The sequence below is a fragment of the Streptomyces sp. NPDC005141 genome, assembly GCF_053599975.1.
In genome coordinates this window covers 11388-36480 of record NZ_JBSFYW010000027.1, presented here as the reverse complement: position 1 = coordinate 36480, position 25093 = coordinate 11388, and the positions used below count along the sequence as shown (strand labels likewise).

The window sequence follows — 25093 nt, the reverse complement described above, 5'->3', positions numbered from 1 at the left end:
GGCATCCCGGACCGCATCCGCCCGCCCCGCCTCACACCAGGACCCGCGCCAGCACCTCGCGCGCGTACCCCTCGTCGTACGACGTCCCCGTCAGCAGCACCTGGAGGCAGATCCCGTCCAGCAGCGCGACGAGCGCCCGCGCGGTGACCGGATCCGTGCGCCGGGTCAGCGGCTCGACGAGGCTGTCGATCCACTCGGCGGCGACCGGACGCAGGGCGGGTCTGCGGAGGGCGGCGAGGTAGAGCTCGTACTCCAGCTCGACGCCCGTCCGGTCCCCGGCCAGCCACTCGCCGATCAGCCCGGCGAGTTCGGCGGCCAGGTCGGCACGGGTGTCCTCCAGGGCGCCGCGCGCTGCGAGCACCTTGGCGAAGCCCTCGTTCGCCTGGCGCAGGGCGGCGACCATGAGTTCGTCGAGGGTCCTGAAGTGGTACGTGGTGGAGCCGAGCGGCACATCGGCCTCGGCGGCGACGGAGCGGTGGCTGAGCCCGGCGATGCCCTTGGCGCCGACGACACGGATCGCCGCGTCGATGATCCGCTGCCGTCGCCCGGGGTCGTACCGGCGCGCCATCACGGACCACCGTCCGCCGCGCCGCACCCGGCCATCAGTGTGCCCCGCCCAGGTTCAGCAGCACGACTCCGCCGATGATCAGCGCGATCCCGGCGGCCTTCGCGGTCGTGAGCCCCTCGCCGAGGAACAGCATGCCGATCGCCGCGATGGCGGCGGTGCCGACGCCGGCCCAGATCGCGTAGGCGGTGCCGACCGAGACGGTCTTCAGGGTCTGCGCGAGCAGCGCGAAGGCGACGACGTATCCGAGGACGGTCAGCAGCGACGGCCACAGCCTGCTGAAACCTTCCGTGTACTTCATCGCGGTGGTCGCGCCGACCTCCGCCGCGATGGCTCCGGCGAGCAGTACGTATCCCATGCGTACAAGCGTACACATCGCTGTGTACATCCGTACACAAAGTGATCCCGTAAACCCCATGGGCACCATGCACCCCACCGGATATCGTTCGCGATCACAGTGGGGGCCGGAATCGCACAGATTCCCGAAGCAACGGAGCGCACGAGGCATGTCGGACAGTTCTGGGTGGGGACCGTCGGGGCCGTACGGAGGCGCTCCGGGCGGCTGGGGCTGGATGCCGCCACCACCACCGCCCAAGCCCGGGGTGATCCCCCTGGCCCCGCTCGGCGTGGACACGGTCCTCGGCGGCGCCTTCGTCACGATGCGCCGTTACGCGCGGCCGCTGTTCGGGCTCGCCGCCCTGGCCTGCCTGGTCCTGGGGGCGTTGACCGTGGGCCTGGGGGGCATCGCCTACGTCTCGGAGGCGGACCATCTGCACCGGCTCTTCAGGGATTCCGGTTCAGCGGAGTGGGCCGACGCCCGGCCCGTCCTGATCACGTTCGGCGCGCTGTGGGTCGTCGGGATGCTGGCCACCCTGATGGCCAACGCCTTCATGCAGGCCTCGTCCGCGGCGACCCTGCACGAGGCCGTACTCGGGCGGCGGGCCCGCATCGGTGCCGTCTGGCGGCGCGCCTGGCCGCGCACCCCGTCCGTACTCGGCGTGACGCTGCTGATGAGCCTGATCATGCTGGTTCCGATGGCGCTGTTCGCCCTGCTGCTCATGACGCTGCTCGCGTCCCTGGCCTCCGAGCCGTTCCTGCCCGCCGGGGTCGCCTTCCTGCTCCTGCTGCTCTCGGTACCGCTGACGGTCTGGCTGTACGTCCTGTTCAGCTTCGCCCCGGCCGCCGCCGTGCTGGAGGCGGCCTCTCCCCTGACGGCGATGCGGCGTTCGGTCCGGCTGATGCGCGGCGCGTGGTGGCGCACCTTCGGCATCTCGCTGCTCGGCGGCCTGATCGTGGTCATCGGGTCGCTCGTGGTCAGACTGCCGGTCATGTTCGCCATGCCGAGCCCTCAGCCGTACGACCCCTCGGCGCCGCCGCCCACGGACATCACGGACGCCTTCCACCAGAGCGTGCCCGACCTCGGGCCCTACCTGGTGCTCACGGTGATCGCGGGCATCGTCACCCAGCTGTTCTCCATGGTGTTCATGCCGCTGGTGACGAATCTTCTGTACATCGACCAGCGCATCCGCCGGGAGGGCCTGGCGGACGTGCTGATACGCGTGGCCGGGGTTCCGGAGACGCCCGGTGGGCCGGAGACGCCGGGCGCTCCGGGTGCGCCCGGCTCACTCCACTAGCGACGCCTTCAGCCGCGGCAGCGTGGTCCCGGGGACAGCCGAGGGCGAAGAGAGGTCGCACAGAACCGGACACGGCGCCGCGCTGTCCTGACGCGATGAGGCCGGGCCGGCCATCGCGCCGAGGAGGCGCCGTGAACCCCGGCCCCCGGGACCGGGAGCACGATCGAGCCGCGCGACCGCGAGCGAGACCAGGACCGGGCACGGCACCACACGCCGCCGCCCGGCTTCGTGGGATTCCCCGGAACTGTCGGACAACTCCCCTGTACTGGCGGGTAATTCGCCGGTATCGCTGCCGGAAACGACTGCTCAGAAGTCACCAGTTCCACTACTGTTTCACCAGTCGCGCACCGGGCCTCCATGACCGCGCCCGCTCCGTGTGCCCGCACTCTCCGCACCTCGCGTCGCCCTCTCGCGCGCCCACCCTCCCCCCTTAGGAACGCGTATGCCCGAAGTGACGCCCGGGACCGGGCCCGAACAGCCCGGCCCCTCCAGGGAGTTGACGCCCTGGCGCCCCACGCCGCACGGCGCGCCCTACCCGGTGACCACCGATCTCGTTCCGATACCCCGGGCGTCCTGGGAGAGGGCCGGCGACGAGGGCAGGCTGCCCGGGACACGCCGGCTCTGGCTGGCCGGCGGGCTCGCGGCGGCCGTGACCATCGTCGCCGTGACCGCGATCACCCTACAGAGCAACCGTTCTGACGATCCATCACAGAATCGGGCGGACAACAGGACCGCGGCCGACACGACGAACCCCTTCCTCCCCGGAGCCCCCAGCGCGCCCGCCGGAGCGACCACGGCCCCGACGGGCAAGAACGCGCTGTCCTCGCCCGGGACCAAGGACACGGCCTCACAGGGTTCCACCGCACACGGTTCCGCCTCGCCAGGGCCGTCGGAGCAGGGCTCGGACGGCCGTTCCGTCCCCGGAACGTCCGCGCCCTCCGGCGCCGCTTCCCCGCCCCGGCCGGCCTCCTCCTGGAAGTCGGTCCAGGCGGTCAACTACCCCGACCGTTTCTGGCATCTGAGCGACGGAAAGGTCCGGCTCGACCCGGTGGGCGCGGGCAGCTCGGCCGCGACCCGGCGGGCCTCCAGCTTCAAGGTGGTCGCGGGGCTGGCGAATTCCTCCTGCTACTCCTTCACCACCGCCGACGGCGCCTATCTGCGCCACCGCGACTTCGTCCTGCGCGCCGACCGCGACGACGGCTCCGCCCTGTTCCGGAAGGACGCGACCTTCTGCCCCCGCGCGTCCTCCTCGGGCGCCGTCATGCTGGAAGCGGTCAACTACCCGGGCCGCTTCCTGCGCCACCGCGACTTCCAGCTCCGCCTGGAGCGTTCCGACGGCAGCGGGCTCTACCGGGCGGACTCGGCGTTCCGCCTGGTGCGGGGCTGGGCCTGAGACCCGAGCCCCAGCCCAGCCCAAGTCCCGAGTCCCGCCGGGGAAAGCACGATGGGGCGGCACCCGAAGGTGCCGCCCCATGCGAGGTACCGGGGCACCCGAGTACCGAGGTGCCGAAGTACGACGTGCCGAAGCCCCGAGGGCTCAGACGTTGAAGCCGAGTGCCCGAAGCTGCTCGCGGCCGTCGTCCGTGATCTTGTCCGGGCCCCACGGCGGCATCCAGACCCAGTTGATGCGCAGCTCGTTGACGAGGCCGTCCGTGGCGGACTTGGCCTGGTCCTCGATGACGTCGGTGAGCGGACAGGCCGCGGACGTCAGGGTCATGTCGATCGTCGCGATGTTCGCGTCGTCGATGTGGACGCCGTAGATGAGCCCGAGGTTGACGACGTCGATGCCCAGCTCGGGGTCGACGACGTCATAGAGCGCCTCGCGGACCTCTTCCTCGGAGGCCGGCTTCGTCGTCAGGGTCTCGCCCGACGCCACAACGCTCGTGTCCGACGCCGCGGCGGCCTTGTCCACTGCCGCAGCGGTCTCGTCCGAGGTCACAGCGGTCTCGTCCGATGTCACAGTGTTCTCGCTCATGCCGTCTTCCTCTCGGCGCTCTCGCCCAGAGCCTGGGCCGTCGCGTCCTTCCACGCCATCCAGCTGAGGAGGGCGCACTTGACCCGGGCCGGGTACTTGGAGACACCGGCGAACGCGACCGCGTCCTCCAGCACCTCCTCCATCGCGTCGTCGGGCTCGATCCGGCCCTTGGACTGCATCAGCTCCAGGAAGGTCTCCTGGATCTTCTGCGCGTCGGACAGGTCCTTGCCGACCAGGAGGTCGTTCAGTACGGAGGCCGAGGCCTGGCTGATCGAGCAGCCCTGGCCCTCGTACGAGATGTCCTCGATCCGCTCGCCGTCGTACTTCACCCGCAGGGTGATCTCGTCACCGCACGTGGGGTTGACGTGGTGCACCTCGGCGTCGCCGTCCCGGAGACCGCGCCCGTGCGGGTGCTTGTAGTGGTCCAGGATGACTTCCTGGTACATAGAATCCAGCTTCACGTTCTCAGCCAGCCCCTCAGCCGAAGAAGTTCCGTACGTGCTCCAGGCCGTCGATGAGAGCGTCGATCTCGCCGGGCGTGGAGTACAGATAGAACGACGCTCGTGTGGTCGCAGGAATTCCGTACCGCAGGCAGACCGGACGGGCGCAGTGATGGCCGACCCGGACCGCGATGCCCTGCTCGTCGAGGACCTGGCCCACGTCGTGCGGATGGATGTCGCCCAGCGTGAACGAGATCGCGGCGCCGCGGTCCTCGGCCGTGGTGGGGCCGATGATCCTGAGGTCGGGGACCTCCGCGAGCCGCTTCACCGCGTACTCGGTGAGCGCGTGCTCGTGGGCGAGGATCTTGTCCATGCCGATCGAGGAGAGGTAGTCGATCGCCGCGCCCAGACCGACCGCCTGCGCGATCGGCGGGGTGCCCGCCTCGAACTTGTGCGGCGCGGGGGCGTACGTCGACGAGTGCATCGACACGGTCTCGATCATCTCGCCGCCGCCGAGGAACGGCGGAAGATCCTCGAGGAGCTCCTGGCGGCCCCAGAGGACGCCGATGCCTGTCGGACCGCACATCTTGTGACCGGTGAAGGCCACGAAGTCGGCCTGGAGGGCCTGGACGTCGAGGGGCATGTGCGGCGCGGCCTGTGACGCGTCGATCAGGACCAGGGCGCCGACCTCCTGGGCGCGGCGCACTATCGCCTCGACCGGGTTCACGGTGCCCAGGATGTTCGAGACCAGCACGAAGGAGACGATCTTCGTCTTCTCCGTGATGACCTCGTCGATGTTCGACAGGTCGAGGCGGCCGTCGTCGGTGAGACCGAACCACTTCAGCTTCGCACCGGTGCGCTGCGACAGCAGCTGCCACGGAACGATGTTGGAGTGGTGCTCCATCTCCGTGATGACGATCTCGGTCTCGTGGTCGACCCGGTAGGGCTCGTCGGCCCAGCCCAGCATGTTGGCCACGAGGTTGAGCGACTCGGAGGCGTTCTTGGTGAAGATCACCTCGTCGCGGCTCGGCGCGTTGATGAACGCGGCGACCTTGTCGCGCGCGCCCTCGTACAGCGCCGTGGCCTCCTCGGCGAGCACATGCACACCGCGGTGGACGTTGGCGTTGTAGCGCTCGTAGTAACCACTGAGGGCGTCCAGTACCTGACGCGGCTTCTGCGAGGTCGCCGCGTTGTCCAGGTACACCAACTTCTTACCGTCGTGGACCTGGCGGTCCAGGATGGGGAAGTCCTTGCGGATCGCCTCGGTGTCGAGGAGGCCCGGCAGCTGTGTCACGCGGATACGCCACCCTTCGCGTCGAGTGCGTACGACTCGTAGCCCTCGTTCTCCAGCTTGTCGGCGAGTTCGGCGCCGCCGGACTCGACGATGCGGCCGCCGGAGAAGACGTGCACGAAGTCGGGCTTGATGTAGCGCAGGATGCGCGTGTAGTGGGTGATGAGCAGGGTGCCCACGTCACCGGTCTCGCGGACGCGGTTGACGCCCTCGGAGACGACGCGCAGGGCGTCGACGTCCAGGCCGGAGTCGGTCTCGTCGAGGATCGCGATCTTCGGCTTGAGCAGCTCCAGCTGAAGGATCTCGTGGCGCTTCTTCTCACCGCCGGAGAAGCCCTCGTTGACGTTGCGCTCGGCGAACGCCGGGTCCATGGAGAGTCGCTCCATGGTCTCCTTGACCTCCTTGACCCACGTACGCAGCTTGGGGGCCTCGCCGCGGACGGCGGTGGCGGAGGTGCGCAGGAAGTTGGAGACCGAGACGCCGGGGATCTCGACCGGGTACTGCATCGCCAGGAACAGACCCGCGCGGGCGCGCTCGTCGACGGACATCTCGAGGACGTCCTCGCCGTCGAGGGTGACGGTGCCGCCGGTGATCGTGTACTTCGGGTGGCCCGCGAGCGAGTAGGCGAGGGTCGACTTGCCGGAGCCGTTGGGGCCCATGATGGCGTGCGTCTCGCCCTGCTTCACGGTCAGGTCGACGCCCTTGAGGATCTCCTTCGTGGCGTTGTCGGCCTCGACGGTGACGTGCAGGTCGTGGATTTCAAGCGTTGCCATGGGTTCCTCAGGACTCCTGGTTGAGGGAGACGAGCACGTCGTCCCCTTCGATCTGTACGGGGTATACGGGGACGGGGCGCGTCGCGGGAAGGCCGGACGGCTTGCCGGTGCGGAGGTCGAACGCGGAGCCGTGCAGCCAGCATTCGATCTGACAGTCCTCCACCTCGCCCTCGGAGAGCGAGACGTTCGCGTGCGAGCAGATGTCGTTGATCGCGAACACCTCCCCCTCGGTCTTCACGACGGAGACCGGCGTGCCGTCGAGTTCCACCCGCTTCGGGGTGTTCTCCTCCAGCTCGCTCAGCCCACAGGCCCGAAGGAAATGGGCACGGTCGAAAGAGTCGGGCATCAGAGCGACGCCTCCAGCTCCTCGTCGATCTTCACGAGAAGGCGCTCTTCGATGTCGTCGACACCGATCTGCTGGACCAGCTCGGCGAAGAAGCCGCGGACCACCAGACGCCGGGCCTCGTCGGCCGGGATGCCGCGGGCCATCAGGTAGAAGAGCTGCTCGTCGTCGAAGCGGCCGGTCGCGGAGGCGTGGCCGGCGCCGACGATCTCGCCGGTCTCGATCTCCAGGTTCGGCACGGAGTCGACGCGGGCACCGTCGGTCAGAACCAGGTTGCGGTTCATCTCGTAGGTGTCCGTGCCCTCGGCCTTGGCCTCGATGAGCACGTCGCCGATCCACACCGCGTGCGCGCCCTCGCCCTGGAGCGCGCCCTTGTACATGACGTTGGACTTGCAGTGCGGGGTGTTGTGGTCGACCAGGAGGCGGTGCTCCTGGTGCTGGCCGGCGTCCGTGAAGTACAGGCCGAAGAGCTCGGCCTCGCCACCGGTGCCCGCGTAGGCGACGCGCGGGTGGAGGCGTACGACGTCGCCGCCGAAGGTGACCACGAACGACTTGAAGGTGGCGTCCCGGCCGATCAGCGCGTTGTGCTGGCCGACGTGCACGGCCTTGTCGTCCCAGTCCTGGACGGAGACGACGGTCAGCTTGGCGCCGTCGCCCAGGATGTAGTCGACGTTGGCGGCGAGCACGGTGTCACCGGTGTGGTCGATGACGACGACGGCCTCGGCGAAGGCTCCCAGCTCGATGACCTGGTGGCCGTAGGCGACCCCGCCCTCGCCGTGCACGGCGATCCGGATGGGCTCGGTGAGCACCGTCTCCTTGGGGACGGTGACGACACCGGCCTTCTCGAAGGCCGAGTACGCCTGGGCGGCGACGCGGTCCACCGGGGCGCCGGCCCTGCCGATCCGGGCGTCGTCACGGCCGACGGTCTCGACGGTGACGCCCTCGGGGGCCTCCACATCGATCCGTACGCCTTCGCCGGTCGCGACGGCGGTGCCGTCGTGCAGCCCGCGCAGGCGCTCCAGCGGGGTGAACCGCCATTCCTCCTCACGGCCGTGGGGGACCGGGAAGTCCGCCACGTCGAAGGACGGGGGCGCGCTCATGCGCGTGGCGACGGTCGACTCGGCGGCCACCGCGATCTGGCCGGCGGTCGTGCTGCCCATCGGTGGGGGTCCCCCCTGTCCGAACGGAGTTGAGGACTTGGGGGCGTTCTGAGCCTCAGCCATGGCTGTCGGTCTGCTCTCTTCCTACGTCAGAAATCACTGGCTGCTGGTGCGGAGGGCGGGTGTCAGCCGACCGCGCCTTCCATCTGCAGCTCGATCAGCCGGTTGAGCTCGAGGGCGTACTCCATGGGCAGCTCCTTGGCGATCGGCTCGACGAAGCCGCGCACGATCATCGCCATCGCCTCGAACTCCGTCAGACCACGGCTCATCAGGTAGAAGAGCTGGTCCTCGGAGACCTTGGAGACGGTCGCCTCGTGGCCCATGGACACGTCGTCCTCGCGGACGTCCACGTAGGGGTACGTGTCCGAGCGGGAGATGGTGTCGACGAGCAGCGCGTCGCAGAGCACGTTCGACTTGGAGCCGTGGGCGCCCTCGCCGATCTCGACGAGACCGCGGTAGGACGTACGGCCGCCACCACGCGCCACCGACTTCGACACGATGTTCGAGGAGGTGTTCGGCGCCATGTGGACCATCTTGGAGCCGGCGTCCTGGTGCTGGCCCTCGCCCGCGAAGGCGATGGACAGGGTCTCGCCCTTGGCGTGCTCGCCCATCAGGTAGACGGCCGGGTACTTCATGGTGACCTTGGAGCCGATGTTGCCGTCGATCCACTCCATGGTCGCGCCCTCGTACGCCACGGCGCGCTTGGTGACCAGGTTGTAGACGTTGTTCGACCAGTTCTGGATGGTCGTGTAACGGCAGCGGGCGCCCTTCTTCACGATGATCTCGACCACCGCGGAGTGCAGGGAGTCCGACTTGTAGATCGGCGCCGTACAGCCCTCGACGTAGTGGACGTAGGCGTCCTCGTCGACGATGATCAGCGTCCGCTCGAACTGGCCCATGTTCTCCGTGTTGATACGGAAGTAGGCCTGGAGCGGGATCTCGACGTGCACGCCCTTCGGCACGTAGATGAAGGAGCCACCGGACCACACGGCGGTGTTCAGCGACGCGAACTTGTTGTCACCGACCGGGATGACCGTGCCGAAGTACTCCTTGAAGAGCTCCGGGTGCTCCTTGAGAGCGGTGTCGGTGTCCAGGAAGATGACGCCCTGCTCCTCCAGGTCCTCGCGGATCTGGTGGTAGACGACCTCGGACTCGTACTGGGCCGCGACACCGGCGACGAGGCGCTGCTTCTCCGCCTCCGGGATGCCGAGCCTGTCGTACGTGTTCTTGATGTCCTCGGGCAGGTCCTCCCAGGACTCCGCCTGCTTCTCCGTGGAGCGCACGAAGTACTTGATGTTGTCGAAGTCGATGCCCGACAGGTCGGAACCCCAGTTGGGCATGGGCTTCTTGCCGAAGAGGCGCAGCCCCTTGAGACGGAGCTTGGTCATCCACTCCGGCTCGCTCTTCTTCGCGGAGATGTCGCGGACGACGTCCTCGTTGATGCCGCGCTTGGCGGAGGCACCGGCCACGTCGGAGTCGGCCCAGCCGTATTCGTACGTACCCAGACCCTCGAGTTCGGGGTGGGCAGTCTCCTCGATGGGGAGCGTCATGCGGGGTTCCTCCCGGCGGTGCTTGCAGATGCGTTGTGAGTGGTTTGCGAAATCTTGGGGATGAACGTCGTGCACACCCCGTCGCCGTGGGCGATGGTGGCCAGCCGCTGGACATGCGTGCCGAGCAACTGGGAGAAGAACTCCGTCTCCGCCTCGCACAGCTGCGGGAACCGCTCGGCGACGTGGGCGACCGGGCAGTGGTGCTGGCAGAGCTGCTCGCCGACCGGTGCGCTGCGCGCCGTGGCAGCGTACCCGTCGGCACTCAGTGCCTTGGCCAGCGCTTCCGTGCGCTCCTCGGGGGTCGCGGCCTCGACGGCTTCGCGGTACGCCCCGGACTGCTCGGCGATCCGGGCGCGGGCGAAGGAGAGGATCGCCTCGTCCCCGCCCTCGCGCTCGGCGATCCAGCGCAGGGCGTCCTCGGCGAGCTTGTCGTAGGACTGGTCGAAGGCGTCCCGGCCGCAGTCGGTCAGGGCGAACACCTTGGCGGGACGGCCGCGCGTGCGCGCTCCGTAGACCCGCTGCTCACGTGCTTCCACGACGTCGTCGGCGACCAGCGCGTCGAGATGACGGCGCACGGCGGCATGGGTCAGGCCCAGTCGGCCCGCCAGGTCGGCGACGGTCGACGGGCCGTGGTCCAGGATGGACCGCGCGACCCGGTTGCGCGTCGAGCGCTCACCGGTCGCGAGTTCCTCCTGCGGGGCCCCCGTGGGGGTCTCCCGAGCCTCGCCAACGTTTTTCACAACACCATTGTTGCGTAATTCCTCAGGGCCTGACAAGCCGCACCCTCCGGAGCGGGCGGTGCGCTGCATCACTTAGGTATACCTAACGTGACCTGGGCAAACGATCTTTGATCGATCAATTGGGTGGCGTCCGGGCAGGCTCTCGGGGAGACTCCGGAACCATGTCGACACCCCCTCCGACCGGCCCACTAGTCACCCGGGACACCCTCGCCGGGGACCTGCGTGCCCTGGGCGTACAACCCGGAGAAACGCTTCTTGTCCACTCCTCGCTCAGCGCCCTCGGCTGGGTGAACGGCGGACCCGTGGCCGTCGTCCAGGGACTGCTCGACGCACTCGGTCCGCACGGCACCCTGGTGGTGCCGACACAGTCCGGCGACCTCTCCGATCCGGCGCTGTGGAGCCGTCCGCCGGTACCCGAGGAGTGGTGGCCGACCATTCGGGCGACCATGCCCGCCTACGACCCCCGCGTGACGCCCTCCCGCGGGGTCGGCGTGATACCCGAGACCGTCCGCACCTGGCCCGGCGCCCTGCGCAGCGCGCACCCGGAGACCTCCTTCGCGGCGCTCGGCCCGCGCGCGACGGCGGTCGTGGGCGGGCACGCGCCCGACTGCCGCCTCGGCGAGCGCAGCCCGCTGGCCCGCCTGGAGGCCGGCGGCGCCCGCGTCCTGCTGCTCGGCGCGGGCTACGACACCTGCACCAGCTTCCACCTGGCCGAATACCGCGTCCCCTCGCCCGTCGTGGAGGTCGGGCGGCCGTCCCCGACGGGCTGGGAGAAGGTCCGGGAGGTGTCGATCACCTCCGAGCTGTTCGAGGAGCTGGGCGCCGACTTCGAGCGGGACCGCCCCGTCGTACGCGGCACCGTGGGCGCGGCCCGGGCGCGGCTGTTCCCGGTGGCCGACGCGGTGGCGTACGCGGAGCGGTGGCTGCCGCTGCACCGGCCGCGGGACCTGTACGTGGATGCGGCCCCCGGCGGTTCCGGGCCGCGCGGACGTCCCTAGACTTGCGCCTCATGCGAAGCGAGCCCGTGGTCCAGGTCCAGGCCCTGGTGAAGCGGTACGGCACGAAGACCGCGGTGGACGGCCTCGACCTGGTGGCCACGGCGGGCATCACCGCCGTACTCGGACCCAACGGCGCCGGGAAGACGACCACGGTCGAGACCTGCGAGGGGTACCGGAAGCCGGACTCCGGCACGGTGCGCGTCCTGGGCCTCGACCCGGTGAGACAGTCCGGGGAGCTGCACTCCCGCATCGGCGTGATGCTCCAGTCCGGCGGCGTCTACTCGTCCGCCCGGGCGGACGAGATGCTTCGCCACGTGGCGAAACTGCACGCCCATCCGCTGGACGTGGGCGCGCTGATCGAGCGGCTCGGTCTGGAGAGCTGCGGCCGGACGACGTACCGGCGGTTGTCGGGCGGCCAGCAGCAGCGCCTCGCGCTCGCCATGGCGGTCGTCGGCCGCCCCGAGCTGGTGTTCCTGGACGAGCCGACCGCGGGCCTCGACCCGCAGGCCCGGCACGCCACCTGGGACCTGGTCCGCGACCTGCGTTCCGACGGCGTCTCCGTGATCCTCACCACGCACCACATGGACGAGGCCGAGCAGCTCGCCGACGACGTGGCGATCATCGACGCGGGCCGGGTCATCGCCCAGGGCTCCCCCGAGGACCTGTGCCGCGGCGGCGCCGAGAACACCCTGCGCTTCACCGGCCGCCCCGGACTCGACGTGCACTCCCTGCTGAAGGCCCTCCCGACGGACTGCACGGCGGCCGAGCTGACACCGGGGGCCTACCGCGTGGGCGGCAAGGTCGACCCCCAGCTGCTGGCGACCGTCACGTCCTGGTGCGCCCAGCACGGTGTGATGCCGGAGAAGATCTCGGTCGAACGCCACACCCTTGAAGACGTCTTTCTGGAGCTGACCGGCAAGGAGCTGCGCTCATGAACCAGGCTCGACCACACAACGGCCGGGGGTCCGGGGGTTGTCCCCCGGGGCAGCACAGCCTGGAGCTGACCGGCAAGGAGCTGCGCTCATGAACCAGGCTCGACCGCACAACGGCCGGGGGTCCGGGGGTTGTCCCCCGGGACAGCACAGCCTGGAGCTGACCGGCAAGGAGCTGCGCTCATGAACCAGGCACAGCTGGAAACCGACCGGCAAGGAGCTGCGCTCGTGACCACCGCCGGTACGTACACCCCGAAGCCGGGTGCCGCCCCGCTGTCCCGCATGATCGGCGCGCAGGCCGCGCTGGAGACGAGGATGCTGCTCCGTAACGGCGAGCAGCTCCTCCTCACGGTCGTCATCCCGACGCTCCTGCTCGTCCTGTTCAGCTCGGTCGACGTCATCGACACCGGTGCGGGCGAGGCGGTCGACTTCCTGGCGCCGGGCATCCTGGCGCTCGCCGTGATGTCGACGGCGTTCACCGGCCAGGCGATCGCCACGGGCTTCGAGCGCCGGTACGGCGTCCTGAAGCGGCTGGCCGCCTCCCCGCTCCCGCGCTGGGGCCTGATGACCGCGAAGACGGCGTCGGTCCTGGTCACGGAGATCCTTCAGGTGATCCTGCTGACGGTGATCGCCTTCGCGCTGGGCTGGTCACCGCACGGCAACCCGCTCGCCGTGCTGCTCCTGCTGATCCTCGGCACCGCGGCCTTCTCCGGACTCGGCCTGCTCATGGCGGGCACGCTGAAGGCCGAGGCGACGCTGGCCGCCGCCAACCTCGTCTTCCTGCTGTTCCTGATCGGCGGCGGGGTGATCGTGCCGATGGACAAGTTCCCCGCGGGCGTCCAGGACGTTCTCGGTCTGCTGCCCATCTCGGCGCTCTCCGACGGACTGCGGGACGTGCTCCAGCACGGCGCCGGGACGCCCTGGGCCGACCTCGGGATCCTGGCCGTCTGGGCGGTCGTGGGGCTCGGCGCGGCCGGCAGGTTCTTCCGCTGGGAGTGACCGAACGCACTGCCGCGGGGCGGACCCTCGTGAAAGCGTGCACAAGCGGCCCCCTACGATGGTGCGCGTGCCGAATCTGACCCGAGCCGACGCCCTCAGCGCGGTGCGCAACCCCCTCGCCTTCATCGCCGAACGCTGGACCCCGACATCCCGGACGGTGCAGCGCGCGGCCCTGTCCGCGCTCGTCATGGCGGTCGTCATCGTGGTCACCGGCGGTGCCGTGCGCCTCACCGGCTCCGGCCTCGGCTGCCCGACGTGGCCCAAGTGCACGGACGACTCGCTCACGGCGACGAGCGCGATGGGCTTCCACGGCGCCATCGAGTTCGGCAACCGCATGCTGACGTACGTCCTGTGCGCCGCCGTCGGGTGGGCGATCGTCGCCGCCCGCTCGCAGAAGCCGTGGCGGCGGAGCCTCACCCGGCTCGGCTGGGCCCAGTTCTGGATCGTCATGAGCAACGCGATCCTCGGCGGCATCGTCGTCCTGGTCGGCCTGAACCCCTACACGGTCGCCGCCCACTTCCTGCTCTCCACCGCGCTCATCACCGTCGCCGCGCTCCTGTGGCAGCGCACCCGCGAGGGCGACGCGCCAGCGCGTCCGCTCGTCGGCAAGTCGGTGCAGCAGCTCGTGTGGTTCCTGGTCGCCGCCGCCGTCCTGCTCATCGCGGTCGGCACGGTCGTCACCGGCGCCGGCCCGCACGCGGGCGACTCCAGCGAGGTCGCCCGCATGGACGTCAGCTGGGAGAACGTCACCAAGCTGCACGCCGTGCTGGCCTGGATCGTCGTCACGCTGACCTTCGCCCTCTGGTTCGTCCTCAAGGCGGTGGACGCTCCCGCCGGTCCCCTGCGGCGCACCCGCGACCTGTTCCTGATCCTCCTGTCCCAGGGCGTCATCGGTTACGTCCAGTACTTCACCGACCTGCCCGAGGCCCTGGTCGCCCTGCACATGCTCGGCTCCTGCCTGGTGTGGATCGGGGTGCTGCGCGTCCTGCTGGCCCTGCGCGAGCGTCCGGAGGTCGTGGCGGACCTGCCGGGTCCCGCCACGCAATCGGCGCTCACGCGCGCGTAGCGGCCGGATCGGCGTAATCGGCGCTCACGCGCGCGTAGCGGCCGCGTAGGCGGTCACCAGGCCGTCGATCGCGGGACCGAGGAAGCCTCTCGTCAGCTCGCCCCTGCGCTCCGCCCACTCCGGTGCCGGCGGCGCGGGATTCCCGTAGCGCCGTTCCCTGATGTCGTCGACCACCTCCACCGGCGCCCCGAGCCCGGGGAGAAGGTCGAGGGCCTCCCCCTTGGAGATCAGCCGCCCGTCCCGCAGCGTCACCGTCGCCCGCGCGAAGGTGATCGTGCCCAGACAGACCCACACGTCCCGTGTCCACAGCCGGGCCCTGTTTACCGCGGGGCGCCAGAACTCCTTCTGGTCCCGGACGACGAAGGCGCGCAGCTCGGGGTCCGGGACCGGCGGCAGCAGGTCCGCCGGCCGTCCTCCGTGCAGGACGCGTCCGAAGGCGTGCAGCTCACGGCGGGTGACGGGGGTGACCGGCCGTCGCATCGGACCGTTGTGGGCCCAGGTGATGTACGACGTCTCGGTGCCGGCCGCCGTCCCGGGCGTCAGATAGCTGCAGTGCAGCTGCCCGGCCAGCGGCTCGTCGGCCCGCAGCCGCCGGTGCAGCCGGATCAGTTCGCGTACGGTGCCGAGCCGGACGGGGTCGTCCAGCACGGCGATCAGGTCGAGATCGCTGCGCCCCTCCTGGTAGTCGCCGCCGGCCAGCGAACCGTGCGCCCACAGGGCGACCGGGTCGAGGGCGCGCAGATCGGCGAGGAAACGGTCGAGCAACCGGGCGGTGGCTTCATCGGTCATCCGCACAGTCTGTAACCGCCCGGCACTCCGGTGAAGAGGGCCCACGACCGGCTCCCGCGACCTCGCCCGCCGGGGCGCCCGCCGAGGGCCGTCGCCTCACTCCAGCGCGTACACCCGCCGCGCGTTGCCCGCCGCGATCAGCGCCGCGACCCGCTGCGCGTCGGCCGGCGACCAGGCTCCTTCGTCGACCCAGTTGCCGAGCACCCGTGCGAGCGCCTCGCGAAAGAGGCGTGCTCCGATCACATGGAGTTCGGGCAGGCCATGTGCTCCGCTGGAGAAGAGGAGCTTGCCGAAGGGGGCCAGTTCCAGGATCTCGGCGAGGACGGCCGCGGCCCGTGCGCCGGTGCGGACGAGGGCGGCGCCCAGATCGGCGTACACATGCGGGAAGACCCCGGCGAGGTGGGCCGCGTGCCGGTGGTACGGGTAGCCGTGCAGGAGGACCAGGTCGGTGCCGAGGCCGGCCGTGGCACGGGCGAAGTCGGTGAACAGGACGGGGTCGGTGCGGTCGATGCGCAGGCCGGGCTCGCCGAGTCCGGCGTGCAGCTGGAGGGGCAGGCCGGACGCGACCGCGATCCACAGCAGATGGCGGAGCAGGACGGGGTCGGTGAGCGTGCCGCCCACCCGGCGGCCGGCCAGCCAGCGGCCCGCCGCGCCCCGCACCTCCCCGGGCCCCGGCGGTTCGGGTGCCAGTGCCAGGCCGTGCCGCACACCCGCCACGGAGGTGAAGGCCACGGCGTTCGCGGCGGCTCCGTGGACGGACTCTGCGAGATTGGCGAGAAAGGACTCGACCGTTCCGGAGGTGTCGGCGACCTGTTCGGCGAGCAGTTCCAGACGGACGATCTCGTGTGCCCCGGCGGCTCCCGTGGAGGCCATCTCGCCCGGCCCGGTCAGGTCGCCGGGCAGCCCGGTGTCGACGAGATACGTGGTGATGCCGCTCCCGCGCAGCAGTCTGCGGCCCGATTCCAGTACGCCGAGCTCACGGCGCCGGGCCAGATAGCGGGCGGGCGTGCAGTGCGGCTCGAGCCCGAGCAGGGGAGGACACCAGCGCCGTAAGGCGAACCCGGTCTGGGTGTCGAAGAAGGTGGTGCCGGGGGCCGGGGGCCCCTCGGTTCTGGCGAGGTGGGCCTCGAACGTGCCGAGGCCCAGCTCCGTCCGCAGTACGCCGTGGCAGTACTGGTCCACCAGGGACGGCGTTTCGATCATCCGGACTCCCCGCGACTGGACCGTTCCTTTTCAGGTCCTAACGGTTGAGCCGGGTGTCAGGTGTTGGTCCCGCACACCCCGTGCGAACAGCCGACGATTGTCGGCCGTCCGTGCGACGGGTGACCCGTCGGCCTCCGGAGAGTGTCAGCCGTTCGAGGGTCCTCCGACCTGGATGCCCGCCATGCGCTTCCACTCGTACGGGCCCGTCTTCACCTTGGCGGCGAACTCACCGTCGAACGCCTCGTGAACGGTGATCCCGGCCTTCTGCACGGCGCTCTCGGCGATCTCGTAGCTCTCCGCCACGAGGTCGCCCCAGCCGCCGTCCTCGCCGACGAGCACGATGCGGGCGCCGCGCTGCCCGATGTAGGCGACCTGCGCCTCGGCTCCGCCGTGCGCCTTGGAGAAGGCGGCGATCCGCTGGGCGAGCTTGGCTGCGGCGCGCTCGGCCTTGGGGTCCTGGACGGCGCCGGGGGTCTCGTCGATCTGCTGGGTGTCTGCCATGGCCAGGATGCTACCGACGGGTAGACCGGTCGGCGACGGGAGGGGTGCGTGGCTTTGACCACGCTCCCCGGGACTCTCGGCCCCGCTCGGGCGGCGGCCACCCTCACCACCCGCGGGGAAGCGGCAGCCGTGTCTGGCAGCCGTGTCTAACGGAGGAAGGGGTCCACCGCGACGGCCACGAAGAGGATCGACACGTAGGTGATCGACCAGTGGAACAGCCGCATCTCCTTGAGCTTGCCGCCCTTCACCTCGGCCTTGGCACGGTTCTGCAGACCGTGCGCCTCCCACAGCCAGAACCCGCCCGCGCCGAGCGCGACCGCGGTGTAGAACCAGCCCGTGTAGCCGAGCGGGGTGAGCAGCAGCGAGACCGCGACCATCGCCCAGCTGTAGAGGACGATCTGGCGGGCGACCACCTTGTTGCTCGCGACCACCGGCAGCATCGGCACACCGACACGCGCGTAGTCCTCCCTCACCTTCATGGACAGCGGCCAGTAGTGCGGCGGCGTCCAGAAGAACATGACGAGGAAGAGGATGACCGGCGCCCACGACATGGAGTTCGTGACGGACGACCAGCCGATGAGCACGGGCAGACAGCCGGCGATGCCGCCCCACACGATGTTCTGCGACGTACGGCGCTTGAGGATCATCGTGTAGACGACGACGTAGAAGAGGAGCGCTCCGAGCGACAGCCAGGCGGACAGCCAGTTGACGGCGAGACCGAACAGCAGTGTCGAGACGACGGCCAGGGCGATGCCGAAGGCCAGGCACTCACGGGGGCTGACCATGCCGGTGACCAGAGGGCGCTGCGAGGTGCGCTCCATGAGGGCGTCGATGTCGCGGTCGATGTACATGTTGAGCGCGTTGGCGCCGCCCGCGGACAGGTAGCCGCCGAGGCAGGTGAGGAGGACCAGCGTCAGGTCGGGCACTCCCTGCTGCGCCAGGAACATCACCGGAACGGTGGTGATCAGCAGCAGTTCGATGATCCGTGGCTTGGTCAGCGCCACGAACGCCTTGACACGGGCCCCGAATGGCCGCTGGCCCCGGCTGCTGCTCGTCCCGAGCACACCGGCTGGACGGGATTCGACGGCCGTCACGCACACCCCTGACAGAGACATCCCAGCAAGCCTCGGGTGTGAACTCCCCGTAAAGGCTCGCGCGTACCACGCCACTGTAGACGTTGCCCAGACCCCGGCATTCGCGGGGGTGGGCTCGTGTTGGGCAGCGGCGCTGGAAGAGCTGATCGCCACTCGATTGAGCACTCGGACGAGCGGCTCCGTATTCACTTGCCGAACACGGAACGACCCAGTCGGGAGGCGGATCGCGTCGAGTCCCGGCAGTCTGGAATGAGTCGAAAAAACGCACGTACCTACGGGGGTAGGCTCGACAACGGCCGGGGCGCCCAATGCACCGGCATTTCGACATGTGTGACATGTGGAGAGGAGCCCTGACCCAGGGTGAGCACCAAGCCGACCACCACAGACCTCGAGTGGACCGAGCTGGACCAGCGGGCCGTGGACACCGCCCGCGTCCTGGCCGCCGACGCCGTACAAAAGGTCGGCAACGGCCATCCCGGTACGGCCATGAGCCTGGCGCCCGCCGCCTACACCCTCTTCCAGAAGGTGATGCGGCACGACCCGGCGGACACCGACTGGGTTGGACGCGACCGCTTCGTGCTGTCCGCCGGCCACTCGTCCCTGACCCTCTACACCCAGCTCTACCTGGCCGGGTTCGGCCTGGAGCTGGAGGACCTGGAGTCCTTCCGGACCTGGGGCAGCAGGACCCCCGGGCACCCCGAGTACGGTCACACCCCGGGCGTGGAGACCACGACCGGTCCGCTCGGACAGGGTGTCGCCAACGCGGTGGGCATGGCGATGGCCGCCCGCTACGAGCGCGGCCTGTTCGACCCGGACGCACCGCAGGGCGAGTCCCCGTTCGACCACTTCATCTACGCGATCGCCGGTGACGGCTGCCTCCAGGAGGGCATCTCCGCGGAGGCCTCCTCCATGGCCGGGCACCAGCAGCTCGGCAACCTGGTCCTGCTGTGGGACGACAACCACATCTCGATCGAGGGCGACACCGAGACCGCGGTCTCCGAGGACACGGTCAAGCGCTACGAGGCCTACGGCTGGCACGTGCAGCGCGTCGCCCCGAAGCCGGACGGCGACCTCGACCCGCACGCCATCTACAACGCCATCGAGGCCGCGAAGAAGGTGACGGACAAGCCGTCGTTCATCGCGATGCGCTCGATCATCGCCTGGCCCGCGCCGAACGCGCAGAACACCGAGGCCGCGCACGGCTCGGCGCTCGGCGACGACGAGGTCGCGGCCACCAAGCGCGTCCTCGGCTTCGACCCGGAGAAGTCCTTCGACGTCGCCGCCGAGGTGCTGGCCCACACCCGCCAGGCCCTGGACCGGGGTACCCAGGCCAAGGCCGAGTGGGAGAAGGGGTACGCCGCCTGGCGCACCGCCAACCCGGAGCGCGCGGCCGAGTACGACCGCATCGCCGCGACCGAGCTGCCGGCCGGCTGGGAGGAGAAGCTCCCGGTCTTCGAGGCGGGCAAGGGTGTCGCCACCCGTGCCGCGTCCGGCAAGGTGCTGCAGGCCCTCGGCGCGGTCATCCCCGAGCTGTGGGGCGGCTCCGCCGACCTGGCCGGCTCGAACAACACCACGATCGACAAGAACAGCTCCTTCCTCCCGGCGGACAACCCGCTGCCGGAGGCGGACCCGTACGGCCGCACGATCCACTTCGGTATCCGCGAGCACTCCATGGCCGCGGAGATGAACGGCATCACGCTGCACGGCAACACCCGCGTCTACGGCGGCACCTTCCTGGTGTTCTCCGACTACATGCGCAACTCGGTCCGTCTGTCGGCCCTGATGCACCTGCCGGTGACGTACGTCTGGACGCACGACTCGATCGGCCTCGGCGAGGACGGTCCGACACACCAGCCGGTCGAGCACCTCGCCTCGCTGCGCGCCATTCCCGGCCTCAACGTCGTCCGCCCCGCGGACGCGAACGAGACGGCGATCGCCTGGCGCGAGATCCTCAAGCGCTACACCAAGGTGTTCGGCAAGGGTGCCCCGCACGGTCTCGCGCTGACCCGTCAGGGCGTGCCGACGTACGAGTCCAACGAGGACGCCGCCAAGGGCGGTTACGTGCTGTTCGAGGCCGAGGGCGGCTCGCCCGAGGTCATCCTGATCGGCACCGGCTCCGAGGTGCACGTGGCCGTCGAGGCGCGTGAGCAGCTCCAGGCCGCGGGCATCCCCACGCGGGTCGTGTCCGTGCCGTGCGTGGAGTGGTTCGACGAGCAGGACCAGGGCTACCGGGACAGCGTCCTGCCGCCATCGGTGAAGGCCCGCGTCTCCGTCGAGGCGGGAATCGGTCTCACCTGGCACCGATTCGTCGGGGACGCCGGACGCATTGTTTCGCTGGAGCACTTCGGTGCTTCCGCCGACGCCAAGACGCTGTTCGCCGAATTCGGCTTCACTGCCGAGAACGTCGTCGCCGCCGCCCGGGAATCGATCGCCGCAGCCCAGAGCTGACGCTGACATACGACACGTAGGAGATGGAATTTCCATGACAGACGCACTCAAGCGCCTCTCCGAGGAAGGCGTCGCGATCTGGCTGGACGACCTGTCGCGCAAGCGGATCACGTCCGGCAACCTCGCCGAACTGATCGACCAGCAGCACGTCGTGGGCGTCACCACCAACCCGTCGATCTTCCAGAAGGCGATCAGCAGCGGGGACGGTTACGAGCAGCAGGTCTCCGAACTCGCCGCCCGCAAGGTCACGGTCGAAGAGGCCATCCGCATGATCACCACGGCGGACGTCCGCGACGCCGCCGACATCCTGCGCCCCGTCTTCGACGCGACCGGCGGCCAGGACGGCCGGGTCTCGATCGAGGTCGACCCGCGGCTGGCGCACAACACCACGGCGACCATCGCCGAGGCCAAGCAGCTGGCGTGGCTGGTGGACCGCCCGAACACCCTCATCAAGATCCCGGCCACCAAGGCGGGTCTGCCGGCGATCACCGAGGTCATCGGTCTCGGTATCAGCGTCAACGTCACGCTGATCTTCTCGCTCGAGCGGTACCGCGAGGTCATGGACGCCTACCTCGCCGGCCTGGAGAAGGCCAAGGACCGCGGCCTGGACCTCTCGAAGATCCACTCCGTGGCGTCCTTCTTCGTGTCCCGCGTGGACACCGAGATCGACAAGCGGCTCGACGCCCTCGGCACCCCCGAGGCCAAGGCCGCCCGCGGCAAGGCGGGCGTCGCCAACGCCCGGCTGGCCTACGAGGCGTACGAGGAGGTCTTCTCCTCCGACCGCTGGGCCGCCCTCGACAGGGCTCAGGCCAACAAGCAGCGTCCGCTGTGGGCCTCGACCGGCGTCAAGGACCCGGCGTACAAGGACACCCTGTACGTCGACGACCTGGTCGCGCCGAACACCGTGAACACCATGCCGGAGGCCACTCTCGAGGCCACCGAGGACCACGGGCAGATCACAGGCAACACCATCGCCGGCACGTACGAGCAGTCCCGCGCCGAACTCGACGCCGTCGAGAAGCTCGGGATCGCGTACGACGACGTGGTCCAGCTCCTTGAGGACGAGGGCGTCGAGAAGTTCGAGTCGTCCTGGAACGACCTGCTCAAGTCGACCGAGGCGGAGCTCCAGCGCCTCGCCCCTTCGGAGGGCTGAAATCTTGTCGAGCAGCAACCCGCTGCGTGACCCCGCAGACCGACGGCTCCCGCGTATCGCGGGGCCGTCGGGCCTGGTCATCTTCGGCGTCACGGGCGATTTGTCACGTAAAAAGCTGATGCCCGCCGTGTACGACCTCGCCAACCGGGGGTTGCTGCCGCCGGGCTTCTCCCTCGTCGGCTTCGCCCGTCGCGAGTGGGCCCACGAGGACTTCGCCCAGGAGGTCCACGACGCGGTCAAGGAGCATGCCCGCACGCCCTTCCGCGAGGAGGTCTGGCAGCAGCTCGTCCAGGGCATGCGGTTCGTCCAGGGCACCTTCGACGACGACGACGCCTTCGACCGGCTGCGTTCCACGATCGACGAGCTGGACAAGGCACAGGGCACGGGCGGCAACTTCGCCTTCTACCTGTCGGTGCCCCCGTCCGCGTTCCCGGTGGTGATCCAGCAGCTGAAGAAGCACAAGCTGGCCGACCAGTCGAACGGCTCCTGGCGTCGCGCGGTCATCGAGAAGCCCTTCGGTCACGACCTCAAGTCGGCCGAGGATCTCAACGCGATCGTCCACGAGGTCTTCGCCCCGGACCAGGTCTTCCGCATCGACCACTACCTGGGCAAGGAGACCGTCCAGAACATCCTGGCCCTGCGCTTCGCCAACACGATGTTCGAGCCGATCTGGAACCGGTCCTTCGTCGACCACGTGCAGATCACCATGGCCGAGGACATCGGCATCGGCGGCCGGGCCGGCTACTACGACGGCATCGGCGCCGCCCGTGACGTCATCCAGAACCACCTGCTCCAGCTGATGGCGCTGACCGCCATGGAGGAGCCCTCCTCCTTCGACGCGGACGCGCTCGCCGCGGAGAAGACCAAGGTGCTCGGCGCGACCAGGCTGCCGAAGGATCTGGGCAAGAGCACGGTCCGCGGCCAGTACGCGGCGGGGTGGCAGGGCGGCGAGAAGGTCGTCGGCTACCTCCAGGAAGACGGCATCGACCCCAAGTCGAAGACCGACACGTTCGCCGCGATCAAGGTGGAGGTGGACAACCGCCGCTGGGCGGGAGTCCCGTTCTACCTGCGCACCGGCAAGCGCCTGGGCCGCCGCGTCACCGAGATCGCGGTCGTCTTCCAGCGCGCCCCGCACTCCCCCTTCGACCACACGGCGACGGAGGAGCTGGGCCAGAACGCGATCGTCTTCCGCGTCCAGCCCGACGAGGGCGTCACGGTCCGCTTCGGCTCCAAGGTGCCCGGCACCTCCATGGAGATCCGGGACGTCTCGATGGACTTCGCCTACGGCGAGTCCTTCACGGAGTCGAGCCCGGAGGCGTACGAGCGTCTGATCCTCGACGTGCTGCTCGGTGACTCGAACCTCTTCCCGCGCACCGAGGAGGTCGAGCTGTCCTGGAAGATCCTCGACCCGATCGAGCAGTACTGGGACAAGCACGGCAAGCCCGCGCAGTACCCCTCGGGCACCTGGGGTCCCGTCGAGGCCGACGAGATGCTCGAGCGAGACGGACGGAGCTGGCGTCGCCCATGAAGACCGATCTCACGGACACCACGGCCAGCAAGATCAACAAGGCGCTCGTGCAGGGCCGGCGTGCCATCGGCACCCCCGCCGTCGGCATGGTCCTCACCCTCGTCATCGTCACCGACGAGGAGAACGCCTACGACGCCCTGAAGGCCGCCAACGAGGCCTCGCGCGAGCACCCCTCGCGCACCCTCGTGGTCATCAAGCGCGTCTCCCGCTCACCCCGCGACCGCACGAAGTCGCGACTCGACGCCGAGGTGCGGCTCGGGGCGGAGGCCGGCACCGGCGAGACGGTGGTGCTGCGCCTGTACGGCGAGGTGATCAACCACGCCCAGTCGGTCGTCCTGCCGCTGCTGCTGCCGGACGCGCCCGTCGTCGTCTGGTGGCCGGTGAACGCGCCGCTCGACCCGGCGAAGGATCCGCTCGGCTCGCTCGCCCAGCGCCGCGTGACCGACACCTACGCGGCCGAGGCCCCGGTACGGGAGCTCAACGCCCGCGCCGACGCCTACACCCCCGGCGACACGGACCTGTCGTGGACCCGCATCACGCCCTGGCGTTCGATGCTGGCCGCGGCCCTGGACCAGGTCACCTGCGACGTGGACGCGGTCGAGGTGGAGGGCGAGGAGTTCAACCCGAGCTGCGAGCTGCTCGCGATGTGGCTCGCGGAACGGCTGGACGTCCCCGTCAAGCGCTCGCTGTCCTCGGGCCCCGGCCTCACCGCGGTGCGGCTGGACACGAGCTGCGGCCCGATCGTCCTGGACCGCGCCGACGGCACGCTCGCGACGCTGTCCATCCAGGGTCAGCCCGACCGCGCGGTGGCGCTCAAGCGCCGCGACACGGCCGAGCTGATGGCGGAGGAGCTGCGCCGCCTCGACCCGGACGACACCTACGCCTCGGCGCTGCGCTACGGCGTGGACCGGCTGAACGCGGCGGCCACAGGCGAGGCCGGGTCCCCGGGTGGGACCGCGACCGCCACGAAGGCGGCCCCGGCCGCCAAGGAGTCCCCCGCGGGGGTGGCCCAGAAGGCGCTCGCCAAGAAGGCCGCGGCGGACAGGGCGGCCGCCGAGTGAACACCCCGCAGCTCGTCGTCCACCGCGACAAGGAACTGATGGCCCAGGCCGCGGCGGCGCGGCTGATCACGAAGATCGTGGACGCGCAGGCCTCGCGCGGTTACGCCTCGATCGTGCTCACCGGCGGGCGCAACGGCAACGGGCTCCTCGCGGCACTCGCGTCCGCGCCCGCCCGGGACGCCATCGACTGGGCGCACCTCGACCTGTGGTGGGGCGACGAGCGGTACCTCCCCGGGGGCGACCCCGACCGCAACGACACGCAGGCCCGCGCGGCCCTGCTCGACTCGGTGCCGCTCGATCCGGCGCGGGTGCACGCGATGCCGGCGTCCGACAGTCCGTACGGCGCCGATGTGGAGGCAGCGGCGGAGGCGTACGCGGCGGAGCTCGCCAAGGCCGCCGGGCCGGAGAACCACGGTTCGGTTCCCGCCTTCGACGTCCTGATGCTGGGCGTCGGCCCGGACACCCACGTGGCCTCGCTCTTCCCGGAGCTGCCCGCGGTGCGGGAGACGGAGCGGACGGTGGTCGGCGTGCACGGAGCGCCCAAGCCGCCGCCGACCCGGATCTCGCTGACCCTGCCCGCGATCCGCTCCGCCCGCGAGGTGTGGCTGCTCGCGGCCGGCGAGGACAAGGCGCAGGCGGCCGCCATCGCCCTGTCCGGCGCGGGCGAGATCCAGGCCCCGGCCGCCGGCGCCCGGGGCCGCTCCCGCACCCTGTGGCTCCTGGACGCGGCAGCGGCCTCACAGCTGCCGCGGTCCCTCTATCCGCCGGCTTCCGCCTGACCGGACCCGCTCCATCGAACGCCGGAGCAGCTGATCCTCAGCTGCTCCGGCGTTCGCCGTGCGGGGCCCGG

The 25093-nt window shown here is 70.1% G+C and carries 25 protein-coding genes; 11 read left to right on the top strand and 14 right to left on the bottom strand.

All coding sequences use genetic code 11. The features are described from left to right. Window positions 1-31 precede the first annotated feature (31 nt). Both ACWD68_RS21865 and ACWD68_RS21860 read right to left on the bottom strand, forming a co-directional pair. Window positions 32-568 (bottom strand): TetR/AcrR family transcriptional regulator, encoded by a 537-nt coding sequence (locus tag ACWD68_RS21865; RefSeq protein ID WP_451808089.1) that lies wholly within the window; start codon window positions 566-568, stop codon window positions 32-34. A 34-nt stretch (window positions 569-602) separates the two neighbouring features. Beyond that, window positions 603-923, bottom strand: coding sequence for a DMT family transporter (locus ACWD68_RS21860; protein WP_451808088.1), 321 nt, complete (start codon window positions 921-923; stop codon window positions 603-605). Window positions 924-1071: 148 nt separating this feature from the next. On the opposite strand from ACWD68_RS21860, the gene ACWD68_RS21855 reads away from it, so the two are divergent. Both ACWD68_RS21855 and ACWD68_RS21850 read left to right on the top strand, forming a co-directional pair. Then, entirely contained in the window at window positions 1072-2199 is a 1128-nt protein-coding gene (locus ACWD68_RS21855) for a DUF7847 domain-containing protein (RefSeq protein ID WP_451808087.1), read from the top strand. A gap of 442 nt (window positions 2200-2641) precedes the next feature. Then, window positions 2642-3592: an AbfB domain-containing protein gene (locus ACWD68_RS21850; protein ID WP_451808086.1), complete on the top strand. Its 951-nt coding sequence runs from the start codon at window positions 2642-2644 to the stop codon at window positions 3590-3592. Window positions 3593-3736: 144 nt separating this feature from the next. On the opposite strand, the gene ACWD68_RS21845 is transcribed toward ACWD68_RS21850, so the two are convergent. From ACWD68_RS21845 to ACWD68_RS21810, 8 genes are all read right to left on the bottom strand, one after another. Beyond that, window positions 3737-4075: a metal-sulfur cluster assembly factor gene (locus tag ACWD68_RS21845; RefSeq protein ID WP_451808160.1), complete on the bottom strand. Its 339-nt coding sequence runs from the start codon at window positions 4073-4075 to the stop codon at window positions 3737-3739. A 95-nt stretch (window positions 4076-4170) separates the two neighbouring features. Beyond that, window positions 4171-4635, bottom strand: coding sequence for a Fe-S cluster assembly sulfur transfer protein SufU (sufU, locus tag ACWD68_RS21840; protein ID WP_356470336.1), 465 nt, complete (start codon window positions 4633-4635; stop codon window positions 4171-4173). Window positions 4636-4651: 16 nt separating this feature from the next. Next, window positions 4652-5908 (bottom strand): cysteine desulfurase, encoded by a 1257-nt coding sequence (locus tag ACWD68_RS21835; RefSeq protein WP_451808085.1) that lies wholly within the window; start codon window positions 5906-5908, stop codon window positions 4652-4654. Then, the gene (gene sufC, locus ACWD68_RS21830; protein WP_451808084.1) at window positions 5905-6678 is read right to left on the bottom strand and encodes a Fe-S cluster assembly ATPase SufC; all 774 of its coding nucleotides are present in this window, start codon (window positions 6676-6678) and stop codon (window positions 5905-5907) included. Before sufC ends, ACWD68_RS21835 begins: the two co-directional genes overlap by 4 nt. 7 nt (window positions 6679-6685) lie before the next feature. Next, window positions 6686-7024, bottom strand: a complete 339-nt coding sequence (locus ACWD68_RS21825; protein ID WP_451808083.1) for a bifunctional 3-phenylpropionate/cinnamic acid dioxygenase ferredoxin subunit — start codon at window positions 7022-7024, stop codon at window positions 6686-6688. Then, window positions 7024-8244 (bottom strand): Fe-S cluster assembly protein SufD, encoded by a 1221-nt coding sequence (gene sufD / locus ACWD68_RS21820; protein WP_451808082.1) that lies wholly within the window; start codon window positions 8242-8244, stop codon window positions 7024-7026. Before sufD ends, ACWD68_RS21825 begins: the two co-directional genes overlap by 1 nt. A 62-nt stretch (window positions 8245-8306) precedes the next feature. After that, window positions 8307-9731: a Fe-S cluster assembly protein SufB gene (gene sufB / locus ACWD68_RS21815; protein ID WP_451808081.1), complete on the bottom strand. Its 1425-nt coding sequence runs from the start codon at window positions 9729-9731 to the stop codon at window positions 8307-8309. Then, window positions 9728-10471: a helix-turn-helix transcriptional regulator gene (locus tag ACWD68_RS21810; protein WP_451808080.1), complete on the bottom strand. Its 744-nt coding sequence runs from the start codon at window positions 10469-10471 to the stop codon at window positions 9728-9730. Before ACWD68_RS21810 ends, sufB begins: the two co-directional genes overlap by 4 nt. A 161-nt stretch (window positions 10472-10632) precedes the next feature. Here ACWD68_RS21810 and ACWD68_RS21805 point away from each other — a divergent pair, with 161 nt between their 5' ends. From ACWD68_RS21805 to ACWD68_RS21790, 4 genes are all read left to right on the top strand, one after another. After that, window positions 10633-11469, top strand: a complete 837-nt coding sequence (locus tag ACWD68_RS21805; protein ID WP_451808079.1) for an aminoglycoside N(3)-acetyltransferase — start codon at window positions 10633-10635, stop codon at window positions 11467-11469. Between the two features lie 11 nt (window positions 11470-11480). Continuing rightward, entirely contained in the window at window positions 11481-12404 is a 924-nt protein-coding gene (locus ACWD68_RS21800) for an ABC transporter ATP-binding protein (protein ID WP_451808078.1), read from the top strand. Between the two features lie 180 nt (window positions 12405-12584). Next, window positions 12585-13400 (top strand): ABC transporter permease, encoded by an 816-nt coding sequence (locus ACWD68_RS21795; RefSeq protein WP_451808077.1) that lies wholly within the window; start codon window positions 12585-12587, stop codon window positions 13398-13400. A 58-nt stretch (window positions 13401-13458) separates the two neighbouring features. Further along, window positions 13459-14466, top strand: a complete 1008-nt coding sequence (locus tag ACWD68_RS21790; protein ID WP_451808076.1) for a COX15/CtaA family protein — start codon at window positions 13459-13461, stop codon at window positions 14464-14466. A gap of 24 nt (window positions 14467-14490) precedes the next feature. Here the strand turns inward: ACWD68_RS21790 and ACWD68_RS21785 are convergent, their stop codons facing one another. From ACWD68_RS21785 to ACWD68_RS21770, 4 genes are all read right to left on the bottom strand, one after another. Beyond that, window positions 14491-15255 carry a nucleotidyltransferase domain-containing protein gene (locus tag ACWD68_RS21785; RefSeq protein ID WP_451808075.1) on the bottom strand — a complete coding sequence of 255 codons (765 nt, stop codon included), beginning with the start codon at window positions 15253-15255 and terminating at the stop codon, window positions 14491-14493. 96 nt (window positions 15256-15351) lie between these two features. Next, on the bottom strand, window positions 15352-16458 hold the full coding sequence (locus tag ACWD68_RS21780) for an amidohydrolase family protein (protein WP_451808074.1): 1107 nt from the start codon (window positions 16456-16458) through the stop codon (window positions 15352-15354). Between the two features lie 144 nt (window positions 16459-16602). Continuing rightward, a complete protein-coding gene (locus tag ACWD68_RS21775; protein ID WP_451808073.1) occupies window positions 16603-16959 on the bottom strand; it encodes a hypothetical protein in 357 nt (118 codons plus the stop codon). Between the two features lie 146 nt (window positions 16960-17105). After that, a complete protein-coding gene (locus ACWD68_RS21770; protein ID WP_451808159.1) occupies window positions 17106-18059 on the bottom strand; it encodes a heme o synthase in 954 nt (317 codons plus the stop codon). A 354-nt stretch (window positions 18060-18413) separates the two neighbouring features. Here ACWD68_RS21770 and tkt point away from each other — a divergent pair, with 354 nt between their 5' ends. The 5 genes from tkt to pgl are packed head-to-tail and all read left to right on the top strand — an operon-like array spanning window position 18414 to window position 25022. Beyond that, the gene (gene tkt / locus ACWD68_RS21765) at window positions 18414-20501 is read left to right on the top strand and encodes a transketolase (protein ID WP_451808072.1); all 2088 of its coding nucleotides are present in this window, start codon (window positions 18414-18416) and stop codon (window positions 20499-20501) included. A gap of 34 nt (window positions 20502-20535) precedes the next feature. Next, window positions 20536-21654 (top strand): transaldolase, encoded by a 1119-nt coding sequence (tal, locus tag ACWD68_RS21760; protein WP_451808071.1) that lies wholly within the window; start codon window positions 20536-20538, stop codon window positions 21652-21654. A 1-nt stretch (window position 21655) separates the two neighbouring features. Further along, window positions 21656-23182 carry a glucose-6-phosphate dehydrogenase gene (gene zwf, locus ACWD68_RS21755; RefSeq protein WP_451808158.1) on the top strand — a complete coding sequence of 509 codons (1527 nt, stop codon included), beginning with the start codon at window positions 21656-21658 and terminating at the stop codon, window positions 23180-23182. Beyond that, a complete protein-coding gene (gene opcA, locus ACWD68_RS21750; RefSeq protein ID WP_451808070.1) occupies window positions 23179-24243 on the top strand; it encodes a glucose-6-phosphate dehydrogenase assembly protein OpcA in 1065 nt (354 codons plus the stop codon). Before zwf ends, opcA begins: the two co-directional genes overlap by 4 nt. Then, the gene (gene pgl, locus ACWD68_RS21745) at window positions 24240-25022 is read left to right on the top strand and encodes a 6-phosphogluconolactonase (RefSeq protein WP_451808069.1); all 783 of its coding nucleotides are present in this window, start codon (window positions 24240-24242) and stop codon (window positions 25020-25022) included. Before opcA ends, pgl begins: the two co-directional genes overlap by 4 nt. Window positions 25023-25093 lie beyond the last annotated feature (71 nt).